At 64.5% G+C, this 13449-nt stretch carries 10 protein-coding genes; 9 read left to right on the forward strand and 1 reads right to left on the reverse strand.

The window, feature by feature from the left end; all coding sequences use genetic code 11:
* Window positions 1-38 precede the first annotated feature (38 nt).
* Window positions 39-776 carry a 16S rRNA (uracil(1498)-N(3))-methyltransferase gene (locus ACTJKX_RS14740; protein ID WP_440725706.1) on the forward strand — a complete coding sequence of 246 codons (738 nt, stop codon included), beginning with the start codon at window positions 39-41 and terminating at the stop codon, window positions 774-776.
* A 146-nt stretch (window positions 777-922) separates the two neighbouring features.
* A complete protein-coding gene (locus tag ACTJKX_RS14745) occupies window positions 923-2293 on the forward strand; it encodes a glutamate--cysteine ligase (RefSeq protein WP_394311744.1) in 1371 nt (456 codons plus the stop codon).
* Window positions 2294-2500: 207 nt separating this feature from the next.
* Here ACTJKX_RS14745 and ACTJKX_RS14750 read toward each other — a convergent pair whose 3' ends face one another.
* The gene (locus tag ACTJKX_RS14750; RefSeq protein ID WP_440725707.1) at window positions 2501-4321 is read right to left on the reverse strand and encodes an aromatic amino acid ammonia-lyase; all 1821 of its coding nucleotides are present in this window, start codon (window positions 4319-4321) and stop codon (window positions 2501-2503) included.
* A gap of 278 nt (window positions 4322-4599) precedes the next feature.
* Here ACTJKX_RS14750 and ACTJKX_RS14755 point away from each other — a divergent pair, with 278 nt between their 5' ends.
* The 7 genes from ACTJKX_RS14755 (at window position 4600) to ACTJKX_RS14785 (ending at window position 13440) form a co-directional block, all read left to right on the forward strand.
* Window positions 4600-5523, forward strand: a complete 924-nt coding sequence (locus ACTJKX_RS14755; protein WP_440725708.1) for a DMT family transporter — start codon at window positions 4600-4602, stop codon at window positions 5521-5523.
* Between the two features lie 235 nt (window positions 5524-5758).
* A complete protein-coding gene (locus ACTJKX_RS14760) occupies window positions 5759-6976 on the forward strand; it encodes an ROK family transcriptional regulator (protein WP_367626276.1) in 1218 nt (405 codons plus the stop codon).
* A gap of 263 nt (window positions 6977-7239) precedes the next feature.
* Window positions 7240-9072 (forward strand): peroxidase family protein, encoded by a 1833-nt coding sequence (locus ACTJKX_RS14765; protein ID WP_440725709.1) that lies wholly within the window; start codon window positions 7240-7242, stop codon window positions 9070-9072.
* A gap of 1 nt (window position 9073) precedes the next feature.
* Window positions 9074-9973 carry a hypothetical protein gene (locus ACTJKX_RS14770; protein ID WP_440725710.1) on the forward strand — a complete coding sequence of 300 codons (900 nt, stop codon included), beginning with the start codon at window positions 9074-9076 and terminating at the stop codon, window positions 9971-9973.
* Complete coding sequence (locus tag ACTJKX_RS14775) at window positions 9970-11406, forward strand: NADH:flavin oxidoreductase (RefSeq protein WP_440725711.1); 1437 nt, start codon at window positions 9970-9972, stop codon at window positions 11404-11406. Before ACTJKX_RS14770 ends, ACTJKX_RS14775 begins: the two co-directional genes overlap by 4 nt.
* 44 nt (window positions 11407-11450) lie before the next feature.
* Window positions 11451-12998, forward strand: a complete 1548-nt coding sequence (locus tag ACTJKX_RS14780) for a cytochrome c (protein WP_440725712.1) — start codon at window positions 11451-11453, stop codon at window positions 12996-12998.
* Window positions 12999-13014: 16 nt separating this feature from the next.
* Complete coding sequence (locus ACTJKX_RS14785; RefSeq protein WP_367626281.1) at window positions 13015-13440, forward strand: hypothetical protein; 426 nt, start codon at window positions 13015-13017, stop codon at window positions 13438-13440.
* The last annotated feature ends 9 nt before the right edge of the window (window positions 13441-13449 follow it).

A 13449-nucleotide genomic window follows, 5' to 3' on the forward strand; every position in this document is an offset into this window, starting at 1 on the left:
GCGGACGCGCTTTGCTCTAGAGAAAAAAGACCCGGTACATGGCCGCCTACGATTTTCTTTCCGTCCGGCTTTTCGTCGATGCGCCGCTCGGCGAAGGACAGCCCGTCGCGCTCGACAAGACGCAGCAGAACTATCTGGGCAATGTCCTGCGCCTGAAATCGGGCGCCCGCATCCTGGTCTTCAACGGCACGGACGGCGAATTCGCTGCCGCGGTCACCCATGAAGGCAAGCGCATCGGCCTGGAAGTCGAGGAACAGACCCGGCCCCAGACCCCGATGCCGACGCTGCGCTGGCTGTTCGCGCCGCTCAAGCATGCAAGGCTCGACTACATGGTGCAGAAGGCGGTGGAGATGGGCGTCGGCACCATCGAGCCGGTGATCACGCGTCGCACCCAGGTCTCCCGGGTCAATCTCGAGCGCATGCGGGCGAATGCCATCGAGGCGGCCGAGCAATGCGGCGTGATTTCCGTGCCCGAGATCAGGCCTGAACAGAACCTCATGCGCCTTGCCGGGGGCTGGGATCCCGGCGTGCACCTGATCTTCTGCGACGAGAGCGCCGCGATCGCCAGCCCGCTCGAGGCGCTCGCCAGCGTTCCCAGGGGGCCGCTGGCCGTGCTGATCGGCCCGGAAGGCGGCTTCGACGATGTCGAGCGCAGTGCGATCGGCCGGATATCGTCCCATACCCGCCTCTCGCTCGGCCCCCGCATCCTGCGCGCCGACACGGCGGCGGTGGCGGCCCTTGCTCTGGTGCAGGCCGCTCGTGGAGACTGGCGCTGAGACATGGCACCGGCCGCGGCAGGAAGGGGCGGGACTTGCCTTCTCCTTTTCCCCTCACACTTTTGACGCGATCTTGTGTCGGCGCCTGATTGTTTTCCCGGATGGCACTGTCTATGGTCCGGGCCGTTTTGTAAGGTTCTGCCCGCATGGCCCGCGACGTAATCGATTCAACTCCCATTGGCTCGCGCGACGAACTCGTCGCCTGGATCGAAAAGGGCGTTAAACCTCCGTCCCAGTTCCGCATCGGTACGGAACACGAGAAGTTTCCCTTCCGGGCCGGCACGCACCAGCCGGTTCCCTATGAAGGCCCCAACGGTATCCGTGCGCTGCTCGAGGGCCTGCAGGCCATGCTCGGCTGGGAACCGATCATGGAAGGCGAGCATATCATCGGCATGCTCGACATCACCGGCGGCGGTGCCATTTCACTGGAACCCGGCGGCCAGTTCGAACTCTCCGGCGCGCCCCTGAACTCGATCCACCAGACCTGTTCGGAAATCCACGCCCATCTCGCCCAGGTGCGCGAGATCGGCGGCCCGCTCGGCATCCGCTTCCTGGGCCTCGGCATGTCGCCGGTATGGACGCGGGAAGAGACACCGCGCATGCCCAAGCGCCGCTACGAGATCATGACGAACTACATGCCCAAGGTCGGCGTGATGGGTCTCGACATGATGTACCGGACCTCGACGGTGCAGGTGAATCTCGACTTCTCCTCCGAAGCCGACATGGTCAAGAAGCTGCGCGTCTCGCTCGCCTTGCAGCCGATCGCCACCGCCATCTTTGCCAATTCACCCTTCCTGCAGGGCAGGCCCAACGGCTTCCTGTCACTGCGCTCGGAAGTGTGGCGCCACACCGATCTCGACCGCACCGGCATGCTGCCCTTCGCCTTCGAGGACGGCATGGGCTTCGAGCGCTATGTCGACTATGCCCTCGACGTGCCGCTCTATTTCGTCAAGCGCGGCGACGTCTATCATGACGTGGCCGGCGCCTCGTTCCGCGACCTCCTGGCCGGCACCCTGCCACAACTGCCGGGCGTCCGCGCCACCATGTCGGACTGGGCCAACCATCTCGGCACGCTGTTCCCGGAAGTGCGGCTGAAGCGCTATCTGGAAATGCGCGGCGCCGATGCCGGGCCAACCGGCAAGCTCGCCGCACTCTCGGCCTTCTGGGTCGGCCTGCTCTACAACGACGACACGCTCGACGCGGCCTGGGACCTGGTCAAGGACTGGAGCGAGGCCGAGCGCCAGGCCCTGCGCGACAGCGTCAGCCGGCAGGCCCTGAAAACGCCGTTCCGCAATGAAAGCGTGCGCGACATCGCCCTGCGCGCCCTCGCCATTGCGCGCCAGGGCCTCAAGGCCCGCAATATCGAGGATTGGGAAGGCCGTAACGAGGAGCACTTCCTCGACGGCCTTGACGACGTCGTCGAAAGCGGGGTGACCGCCGCCGACGAGATGCTGGCCCGCTATCACGGCGAATGGGGCGGCAAGATCGATCCGATCTTCGACGAGAAGGCTTACTGAACCAGCCGGGCAAAACACCGCCCTTCGCCAGGACCGTGATTCGCAGCGCCGCGAATTGCCACCGGGTCACGCAATTTGACCTCTATGCAAACGAAAGTGCCGTCATTCCCGGCACCGCCAAAGGCGGTGGGAAGGGAATGACAGGTCAGGCTGTTCGCGATCTGATACAGCAAGTGCCGCCGCGGAGCGGCACCCATCGCCTGTCGGTTATTGCGGCCCCGCCTTCGGCAATGGCCGGCCTTCCGGTGGCTTCGGTCCGCCGGCATAGAATTTCGATGCCGGGTTGGCCTGCATGAAATCATAGACCACCATGCCGATCGGGCGTTTCGGACGATCCTGTGCGGATTGCTGCCACGGCACGACCTGACGCAGCGCCGCGAGCGCTTCGGAAGGTGCCTTGCCGAAATTGCGGGATGGATTCTGGATCTTGCGGATCTCCATCCAGTAGCTCGCGGTCAGCAGGTCATGCGCGAGCAGTTCGAAGGAGAGGTCGACGGCCTTGCGGGCACGTTCGGTCTTGATCCTGGTCTGCGCCTGGAGGTCTTCGACCGTCGAGACGATGGCCTGGCCGGCCGGCGTGACGGGCGTGCCCATCTCGGCAAGCTCCTGCCACAGGTCGGTCGGCAGGTAACCACCGAATGTCGGCGCATTCTTCCGCGTTTCGGCGTTCAGGACATCGGCCGGCTTGACCACGGTGAAGAACGGGTTCTTGAACCGTTCGATCCGCTGGGCGATCACCACGCCCATATTCGTCAGGGCGAGGGTGAACGCTTCGACCTGATTGGCGAGCGGGTAGGGATCCCAGTTCGCGTTGGAGAAGATGTAGCCCGACTTGCCGCCGCTGAGTTTGCCGCCCTTGACGTGGTACTTCATGAATTGCGGCGTGCTCAGTTCCCAGGAACTTTCCGGGGTGAGCCCCGGTATGGTCGCCGGGTTGTGATCCGATGAATTGATGGAAAGGCTGACGGAATCCCTGAGATCCGCCCAGGCCTGCCAGGCCGAGCCCTGCCGCTGGCTCGAGGCCCGCATGCTCTCCGGATCCTGGATGATACGGGCGGCGTCCTCGTCGAACAGATAGCTGCCCCTGATCATGTCCATGATGCGGGCGGCGTTCCAGGTGAGCCAGCCATAAGGGCGCATCGACTGGACCGGAGCGGAAATCGGCGTGACGCTGGAATTCATGCCAAGCAGGTCCATCGCATAGACGAGATCGGTCCATTCCAGCAGCCTGCGGGAGTCCTCGAGCAGCAGAACCGCCTGTGCCTGCGCATAGGCATTCGTGCTGATCAATGCTGCTTCATCCGCGGCAAAAGGTTCGAGGGGCTTGATGCCGGCCTGGGCGAGAGCCTGGGAGGCGGGCATCCGGACGCCGCGGTAATAGGCATCCCCCTCCCCGACCATCGCGGCGCCGATATTGCCCAGGGTGTTCAGATCGCCCTCGCCGAGCGTGCCGCGCGACTGCACGACGGGCGTGACGCGCTTGTTCAGCATGTCGACGAGGATCTGCGTCAGGGGCGGACTGGCGGCCTCGTATGACATCGTATTGGCGCGAATGGCCATGATGGCACGCACCAGGGCCTCTTCCCGGATCTCCGGCCCATAACCGTCCCTGACACCGTCCTTGAACCGCGCGAGCTGCTGGTCCTTCAAAAGCTTGGTGTTCTCCGGGGTGGTCGGATCACCGGAGAAGATCACCGTCTCCCGCTGATCCCCGGCGCCGCGATTGAACCAATAGATCGTGACGTTCTCGGCGGCGCCCTGCAGCAGAAGGCCATAGGCATCGGCCGAGCGCCGTCGCGCTTCGGGGCTGAGCTCGACCCTGGCGCCGTTGCGGGCGATCTCGACAACCTGCTGGTAGGTGAGGTCGCGCCCCGTCAGCGTGATCGTCCTTTCGGCCTCGGTTTCGCTGATCGGCTGGTATTTGCCGGTGTCTTCAAACGCTGTCGCTGGTGGCGCCGAAGAAAACAGGAAAGTAACGGCCACGACAGTCAGAAATATGCGGATTGGATACGTATCACGCCTCGACATACACATTTCTCCTATCAGTTAACGGAAATCCTATTCGATACTTCACCTATTAGAAAAAAATATTCATATAAGTAAAAAATTCTTACTGAGTTTTGTCAATCGAGCGAAACGAAGAATCCATGCCGCGCAGCTCCCATCGCCAGGGAGGGGGCTTGTTCGGAGCGCGATGGTCACGGACGGATTGAAGCATCCATCCCGCGCAAGCATCAATCGGCGCGATGATTTCCATTCGCGAGCTTGATTGGACCGGCCCAGCAAATCCCCCGATAATCCAAGGCATGACCAGCACGACTTTGAAGGCAGGACCGAGCGAGGCAGCGCCTCTCGGAGTTACCGATCTCGGCCTCTATGCCGGGGTCGTTTTCGTTTGGGGCACGTCCTGGATCGCGCTGCACATGCAGCTCGGCGTGGTCGCGCCGGAAGTGTCGCTGCTGTGGCGCTTCCTGCTCGCCACAGTAATGATGCTGGGCTGGGTCGTACTGTCGGGTGCTCCGCTATTCTTTGCCTGGAAGGACCATCTCAGCTTCGCCGGGCTCGGCCTGCTGCTCTTTTCCACCAATTTCCTGTGCTTCTACTATGGTGGATTGTCGACGCCCTCCGGCCTGCTCGCCGTGGTCTTTTCACTGGCTTCGGTGTTCAACATCGTGCTGAGCGCCCTGATTTTCGGCCAGAAACCCAGCCTGCGCTCGGTTGCCGCCGCCTTGATGGGTTTTGCCGGAGTCGGCCTGATGTTCGCGCCGCAGCTTGCCGGCGACCATCTTTCGGGCGCCGCCCTTACCGGCCTCATCCTGTGCGTGGTCGGCACCCTCAGCTTCTGCTTCGGCAACATGCTGACCCTCAGCCTGAAGAACCGCGCCATTTCCCTTACCTCCGCCACCACCTGGGGCATGGTCTACGGCTCGCTTTTCCTGTTCGCATTCAGCCTCGCGCGCGGGCAGGCCTTCATCATCGAGCCCAACCTGCCCTATCTCGGCGCGCTGCTCTGGTCGGCCCTGCTCTCTTCGGTCCTGGCCTTTGCGGCCTACCTCACCCTGCTGTCGCGCATCGGCGCCAGCCGGGCCGGCTATTCCACCGTGCTGTTCCCGGTGGTCGCCCTGGCCATTTCGACGATCTTCGAGGGCTATGTCTGGAGCGCGCTCGCCATAGCAGGCCTGGCGGTCGTGCTGGCCGGCAATCTCCTGATGCTGACCGGTCGCCGCTGACCAGGCGCTTTGACTTGAACGGAGATTGGAGCGCCAGCTCCACAGCTCCATTGCTTGATGGAGCGGGGCTGACATCCAGAAACCACCGTGTCCGTCGACAGATATGTCAGCAGGAGGCTGACACTCCAAATCCCACGCCTTCCTTTTCAGCTTGGCGCTCCAGCTCTGGCTTATGACTGATTCTGGTCATAAGCTTGCCGGCCGCAGGAAACAGGGCCGGCAGCGAGGAGTGGCGGTGAAAGACAGTATCAGGTCGGGGCAGGAAGCGGGCTCGGCGGCCGGAGCCGGCGCAATCCTCTGGCTGATCGCCGCCGGAAAAGCGCGTTCGCGGTCCGCCCTGATCGAGGCCTCGGGCCTGTCGCGCTCCACCGTGACCGAACGCCTCGCCGCCCTGTTCGCCGCCGGGCTGATCGAGGAGGCACCGGATGCAATGCCGAGCGGCGGGCGGCCGGCGCGCCTCATCCGGCTGAACACCGCCTTCGGTGTGACGCTGTGCGCCGATATCGGCGAGAGCCATGTGCGCCTGGCCGTCACCGATCTCGAACCGCGCATCCTGGCCGAAGCGGTGGGAAGCGTCGACATTCGCCGCGGCCCGGTACCGGTCCTGGGCTGGATCGTCGAGCAATTCCAGGTACTGCTGGCGCAGATCGGACGCGACAGCGACGAGGTTCTCGGGATCGGTCTCGGCCTGCCGGCGCCGGTGGACCATGAGGGCGGCCGCGTCGTGGGTCCTTCCGTCATGACGGGCTGGGACGATTTCGACATCCGGGGCTGGATGCACCGGCATTTCGATGCGCCGGTCGTGGTGGAGAACGACGTCAACCTGATGACCCTGGCCGAATATCGCCGTTTCTGGCCCGATGTCGGCCAGTTCCTCTACATCAAGGCAGGAACCGGCATTGGCAGCGGCATCATCACCGACGGCCGGCTCTATCGCGGCGCCCAGGGTGCGGCCGGCGATATCGGCCATATTCAGCTCACCCACGCTCCCGCCCCGCTCTGCCGCTGCGGCAAGCTCGGCTGTGTCGAGGCACGGGCCGCCGGCTGGGCCATCGCGCGCGATCTGAGGGGCCATGGCATCGAGGCCTCGGCCGCCCGCGACATCATCGCGCTGACCCAGGCAGGCGAGCCGGAAGCCGTGCGGCTGGTACGCGAAGCCGGCCGCGTGCTCGGCGAGGTGACCTCGGACGTCGTCAGCGTGCTCAATCCCAGCGTGATCGTGATCGGCGGTACGCTCGCCCTGGCCGGTGAGGATTTGATGTCGGGCATCCGCGAGCTGGTCTATCAGCGCTCGCTGCCACTGGCCACGCGCAACCTCTCCATCGCGTCGGCCCAGTCCGATCTGCGCACCGGACTGCTGCTCGGGGCGGCCCTGCTCGTCATCGAAATGCAGACGCGCCCCGAAACGATCGAGCGCACAATCCTTCGGCATCAGCGCCCGCGCGCCGCCTGAAACCGCGACGGCCTCTCGAACAGCGCAAGCGATAGCCCCCTACCTCAACGTCAATGTAAATTCACAAAAAATCAGACAAAACAAATGCGCTTTCCCGAAGGCCTTCGCCTTCGAGGTATAATAACCCACCATACTCTCGATTCTGAAGAATTCATTGCATCAAATACCGTGACAATACCGTGATTCCGGTTCTGTCGATCGGGATTTCGAAGTCGACAAGCCAACGCTTCCTACTCATCATTGCGACCGCAGGGGAGGCAGCGATGAGCGCAATCGTCGATAACACGCTGATATTGCTGGCACGTGTGACCAGCCGCCTGAAGATATGGTATCTCTGGCCCTTCCCTTTGAGCGATGCCATCCTTCTTGGGCTTCGTGGCATCCTGCGGCGGAACAACCTGTTCGATACGGAAACCGCACCGGCGCAACCCGCCCTCGCCGACGGTTTCGACATCCAGCATTTCCGCACGCCCGACGGCAGCTACAACGATCTCGCCCAGCCCTGGATGGGGCGGGCCGGTACGCGTTTTGGCCGCAACGTCCCGCTGGACAAGACCTATGGCGAGGTGGCACCAACCCTGTATGAGCCCAATCCACGCCAGGTCAGCTCCAGATTGCTTGCGCGGGAGGCTTTCGCACCGGTCCCGCATCTGAACGTGCTGGCGGCGGCCTGGATCCAGTTCATGGTACATGACTGGTTGAGTCACGGGCCCAATCTCCAGGAAAATCCCCATCATTTTCCCGTACCGGAGGGCGATGACTGGCCAACTTCTTCGATGAAAGTACGGCGCACCAGGTCGGATGCCTCATCGGCCGACCAGCCGGGACGGCCGACCGCCTACACCAATGTCGAAAGCCATTGGTGGGATGCCTCGCAGATCTATGGCTCCAGCCTCGAGCGCCAGCTCCAGATCCGCACCGACCCCGCAACGAATGCCGTTCGCCCCGACGGCAGGATCCATCTCGACCAAGAGGGTCACCTGCCCGTCGATACGAAGGCCAAACAGCAGGGATTGGAGCTTGCAGGGGTCAACGGCAATTGGTGGGTCGGCCTTTCCGCCCTGCACACCCTGTTCGCACGCGAGCACAACGCCATCGTCGACCGTCTGCGCATCGACCATCCCGGAGAGACCGGCGAATGGCTGTTCCAGAAAGCACGGCTGGTCAACGCGGCTTTGCTCGCCAAGATCCATACCGTCGAATGGACGCCGGCGCTGATGAATTCGCCAGCGGGCCGTTTCGCCATGCGCGGCAATTATTTCGGGCTGCTCGGCGAGACCTTCAAGAACAGCCATGGCCGCATCGGTGACGGTGAGATCCTCTCGGGCATTCCGGGTTCGCCCAAGGACCATGGCGGCGTGCCCTATGCCATGACCGAGGAGTTCGCCGCCTCCTACCGGCTGCATTCGCTGCTGCCGGACGATTTTTCCTTTCGCCGGCACGAAGACGACGACGCCCTGTTCGAATGCGGGCTCACCGATGTCTTCGCCGACAAGACCCGCGCCGTCTACCAAAAGGCCGGCTTCCTCAATGTGTTCTATTCCCTCGCCACCGCCCATCCCGGCGCGCTGGTGCTCCATAACTACCCCAATGCGCTCCGCCGGCTCGACAAGCGTGTGGACGATCATCTGTTCATCGACCTGGCGGCCGTCGACATCTTGCGCGACCGTGAACGAGGCGTGCCGCGCTATTGCGAATTCCGCCGCCTGATCGGCGCGCCGGCACCGCGCAGCTTCGAGGAACTCACCAACGATCCCCGCTGGCGCCAGGAACTCAGCGATGTCTACGGCTCGGTCGAGCAGGTCGATCTCCTGGTCGGTACCTTGGCGGAAAGCAACGCTTCGAACGGCTCCCCACCGGGATTCGGCTTTTCCGACACCGTTTTTCGCATCTTCATCCTGATGGCCTCGCGTCGCTTCAAGAGCGATCGCTTCTTCACCGAGGATTTTCGCCCGGAGATCTATACGCCGGCCGGTTTCCGCTGGGTCCAGGACAATTCGCTGCGTAGCGTGCTGGAGCGCCATCTCCCCGAACTCGCGCCGGCTTTCGCCGTCACCCGCAATGTCTTCTTCCCCTGGACCAAGGCGAGCAGGTGAGATGGCCCGGCGCATCCGCATCCCCTTGCTGATCGATCTCCTCGAAGTCGAGGACGCCGCCACCATCGCTGCGATCGACCGCGATCCCCGTCTCGACCGCGCTTTCGGCAAGGCCGGCCCCTTGTTCAACCGGATGCTGGCCGGCCGGCTGGCACGGATATTTGTCATCGACGGCATCCCGTTTCCGACCATGCGGGCGCGCCATGACGGAGAGCGCCGCGCGGCCCAGGCCGCCCTCGCTGCCCGATTGCACGACGCGGCCCTGCCCGAACTGTCCGGCAAGCACCCGCTGGTCGCCTATGTCAGGGGCACCGGCCCGCGCGAACAGGTCGGGCCGGCGCTGCAGGCCGTGATCGCCCGCCAATTCGACCCGGCCTTCACGCCGCAGGAAGCGGAAGCCCAACGCCTGTGGGACGCGGCCGTGCGCTTCGATGCCGCCGCCCGCACCGCCAATCCCTTGCTCTGGCTGCAGCAGGCGCTGTTCGGCACCCTGCAGGCCGACAGGAACATCCTGGCCGGCGCGGTCGGGCGCGATCCGGTTGCCATCCATGCCGTCGGCATCGCCGTGCACAATCTGGTCGCGAGCCTCGACCGGCTGCGCGGCCATCACGACGATCCCGGCCGCCGCTTCGCCCTCGACGGCAGGGCGGCGGCGATCGCCTCGCTCGCCGCACCCGACTCGGTGTTGCGCCAGGCCAAGGGCGTGGCCGATATCCCCGGTGGCTCGCTGGAACCCGGCGCCCTGGTGAGGTTCAAGCTCGCCCATGCCGCCGGGCGCACGCTCGATCCCGCCACCGCCTTCCAATCCGCCTCCTGGAGCGCCTGCCCGGCCTCGGGCTTCGTGTTCCGGCTGCTCGCCGGGATCTGGACGGCAGCCCGCATGCAGGACGACGAGCCATGAGACCATCCGAGTCAATCGGTGAGGATCCAATCTTCACGCCGCTCCATTTCCGCAATCTCACGGTCAAGAACCGCATCTTACGCTCCAGTATTTCCGGACGCTGGGACAATGAAGACGGCTCGCCCACCCAGACCCGCCTCAACTGGGAGAGCAAGTTCGCTCGGGGCGGTGTCGGTGCCATCATCACCTCCTTCGTGCCGGTGGCGATCGAGGGGCGGATCGCGGCCAACTACGCCACCAACCATCGCGATGCCTTCATTCCGCTGTGGGCCCGGATTGCCGAGGCGGTCCACGCCCATGATTGCCGCTTCATCATGCAGCTCAGCCATTCGGGCCGGCAGATGGACGTGCCCGGTGTCACCAACCAGCATCGCCCGGTGGCCAGCCCCACCAATGCACGCGAGACCCTGCACGGCTTTCCGACCCAGGCGATGACGCCGGGCGAGATCGGCATCCTGGTCGAGAAATTCGGACGGGCGGCTTGGCGAGCCCGCGAGGCGGGCTGCGACGGCGTCGAGCTGCACGCAGCCAACGGCTATCTCTTCACCCAGTTCCTCTCCTCCGGCATCAATGACCGCACCGACCATTATGGCGGCTCCCTGCCCAACCGGGCGCGCTTCCTCCTGGAGGTCATCCGCTCGATCCGCTGCCATGTCGGCCGGGACTTCCATCTGCAGGTCAAGCTCTCCGCGGTCGATCGCAACAACGTCATTCCCTGGGAAAAGAAGGGCAACACCATCGATGAGACCATCGAGGTGGCGCGCTACTGCCAGGCAGCAGGGGTCGACGCCATTCACGTCTCCACCGGCTCGCTCTTCCCCCATCCCCTCAATCCGCCGGGCGACCTTTCGCTGGAGACCCTGGCCGTGGTCTACGACGCCATGATCGCCTCCGGTCTCTACGGCCTGCGCAATTTTCTGCTGTTCCGCTACCCGGCCCTGCGGCCGATCTTCCGCTGGCTCTGGTTCCGCATGAAGAAGGGCCATGGCATCGAGGGCATCAGCCTGGAGGAAGCCCGCCAGTTCAAGCAGGCCCTCACCATCCCGGTGCTGGTCACCGGCGGTTTCCAGACAGCATCGGTGGTCCGTCAGGCCCTGGCCTCGGGCCAGTGCGACGGCGTGGCGATTGCCCGCTCCCTCATCGCCAACAACGATCTGCCCCGGCAATGGCAGGCTGGGCACGATCGCCCGGCCAATCCCTGCACCTATTGCAACAAATGCCTGGTCAACGCGGCCAAGAACCCGTTGGGTTGCTACGAGGAGCAGCGCTTTCCCGACCGCGACGCCATGCTGGCCGCCCTCTACTCGATCTATGCGACGAAGCCCGACCTGGTCATTCCCGGCACGGATCCATCCGGTTCGAGCCCTGCTCCCGCGGTGGCCAATCCCCCCAGAGCCACACGAAAACGCACACCCCCTCACCCCGTTTCATGAGCCGATCGGAGGCTGCCGCTCGACCACATTCAAGGAAAAGCACGATGTCGGAACCCTATTTCGTCACCGAAGTCGAGCGCCAACTGGCGCAACGCCGCCATAGATGGCGGCCGGTGCGGCTCGTGCTCATCGCCGCCCTGGTGGCGGCTGTCTATCTCGCCCTGACGGCGGCCATCCTCTTCACGCGCAACGACACACCGCGCTATGGCGACGTGATCGAGCATTTCAAATATGGCTCGATCGGCTCGGAGACGGAAAGCGGCATTCCCTACCGGGTCTGGCAGGCCCTGCCCAGGCTGTTCCCGGATGCCTTCGAACAACGCGACGACTACAGCGCCTTCGGCTTCCTCTATGAAAAGGACAGCCTGGGGCGACAGCGCGACCTGCCCATCGGGGTCTCGCGCCGGACGGTGCGCGGCGTCGACATGGTCTGGCTCAACTGTGCCGTCTGCCACACCGGCACCTATCGCCTGAGCGCGAACGGGCCCCGCACCACCGTACCGGCAATGCCCTCCAACAATCTGCAGTTCGAACGTTTCGTACGCTTCGTCTTGTCGACGGCCGCCGACGAGCGTATGGCGCCGGACACGCTGATTCCCGCGGCCGAAGCCGCCGGCCATCGCTTCGGCGTGGTCGAGAAGGTCGCCTGGCGCTACCTCGTGCTGCCCCGCCTGCGCGAAGGCCTGATCGCGCGGCATGCCCGGCTCGAATCGCTGCTCGCGCGCCAGCCCGACTGGGGTCCGGGCCGGGTCGACACCTTCAATCCCTACAAGGCGGTGCAGATGAAGATTCCCGCCTCGACACTGACGCCGGCCGAGGTCATCGGCGCCGCCGACTTCCCCGCCGTTTTCGAGCAGGGACCGCGCGAGGGCATGCATCTGCATTGGGACGGCAACAACACCTCGCTGGCCGAACGCAATCTTTCGGCTGCGCTCGGTGCCGGCGTCACCCCCGAGACGGTCGATCATGCCGCCATCAAGCGCGTTGCCGACTGGCTGCTCACGCTCAAGCCGCCGGCCTCTCCCAACCGGCCCGATGCCGGTGCCGTCGCGCGGGGCCGCACCGTCTACAGGAGCGCCTGCAGCTCCTGCCATGGCGAGCAGGATCCGGCGGGCTATCAGTTCCAGGGCGACGCGATCGGCAAGGTCGATCCCATCGCGCGGCTCGGCACCGACAGAGCGCGCCTCGACAGCTACACGCCGGCCTTCCGGCAAAGGCAGCTCACGGAACTGTTCGCCGGTACACCCTATGCCTTCAGATCCTTCGAAAAGACCGACGGCTACGCCAATCTCCCGCTCGACGGCCTGTGGCTGCGCGGGCCCTATCTGCACAATGGTGCCGTTCCCACGCTGAAGGATCTGCTCGCCCCGCCTGCCCAGCGGCCAGCAGCCTATCTGCGCGGCAGCGACGTGATCGATGGCGTCAATGGCGGCTTCCTCTCGCCGCCCTGCGATCCCAAGGGCCCGCCGCCGGCAACCGGCTTTTGCTTCGACACCACCCAGACCGGCAACGGCAAGGATGGCCATCTCTACGGCACGGATCTGCCGACATCCGCCAAATCGGATCTACTTTCCTATCTGCTCACCTTCTGACCGGGAGAACCCCGCCATGACCGATCAGACCCTCACCCTCGGATGGACCATGGCGCAGGCCGCCAGGGCCCTGCGCAGCTACCGGCTCGTGCTCGGCTTCAACATGGCCGTGCATGTGCTGATCGGGCTCGCCTGCATTTTCTGCCCCGGCTGGGTTTCGCAGATGGCCGGCCTGCCGGACGCCATTCCGGTGGGTTGGGAGCGTGGCTGGGGCGCTACGCTCCTGCTCGTCACCGTGCTCTATATCCCCGGCTGGTACCAACCCTTGATTGCTCGGATGCCCAATGTGATCGGCATCGGCGGCCGCCTGTGGATGGCCTTGATCTGGCTCTTCTGCGGCGGCGGCTTCCTGTGGTTCGCCCTGTTCGACGGCTTTTTCGCCGTGGTGCTCGCTTTGCTCTACCGGCGCCTGCTCACCAACCAGCTGATGACGCATCCCTGAGCCCAGCCG

The sequence above is a fragment of the Labrys sp. 22185 genome, assembly GCF_052045555.1.
Taxonomy (GTDB): Bacteria; Pseudomonadota; Alphaproteobacteria; order Rhizobiales; family Labraceae; genus Labrys; species Labrys neptuniae.

What these genes read in the sequence shown, in the direction of transcription:
- ACTJKX_RS14750 (WP_440725707.1), bottom strand. Translation starts at nt 4,321, where the DNA reads ATGTCGAGGCGTGATACGTATCCAATCCGCATATTTCTGACTGTCGTG.
- ACTJKX_RS14740 (WP_440725706.1), top strand. Translation starts at nt 39, where the DNA reads ATGGCCGCCTACGATTTTCTTTCCGTCCGGCTTTTCGTCGATGCGCCG.
- ACTJKX_RS14765 (WP_440725709.1), top strand. Translation starts at nt 7,240, where the DNA reads ATGAGCGCAATCGTCGATAACACGCTGATATTGCTGGCACGTGTGACC.
- ACTJKX_RS14770 (WP_440725710.1), top strand. Translation starts at nt 9,074, where the DNA reads ATGGCCCGGCGCATCCGCATCCCCTTGCTGATCGATCTCCTCGAAGTC.
- ACTJKX_RS14780 (WP_440725712.1), top strand. Translation starts at nt 11,451, where the DNA reads ATGTCGGAACCCTATTTCGTCACCGAAGTCGAGCGCCAACTGGCGCAA.
- ACTJKX_RS14745 (WP_394311744.1), top strand. Translation starts at nt 923, where the DNA reads ATGGCCCGCGACGTAATCGATTCAACTCCCATTGGCTCGCGCGACGAA.
- ACTJKX_RS14785 (WP_367626281.1), top strand. Translation starts at nt 13,015, where the DNA reads ATGACCGATCAGACCCTCACCCTCGGATGGACCATGGCGCAGGCCGCC.
- ACTJKX_RS14775 (WP_440725711.1), top strand. Translation starts at nt 9,970, where the DNA reads ATGAGACCATCCGAGTCAATCGGTGAGGATCCAATCTTCACGCCGCTC.
- ACTJKX_RS14755 (WP_440725708.1), top strand. Translation starts at nt 4,600, where the DNA reads ATGACCAGCACGACTTTGAAGGCAGGACCGAGCGAGGCAGCGCCTCTC.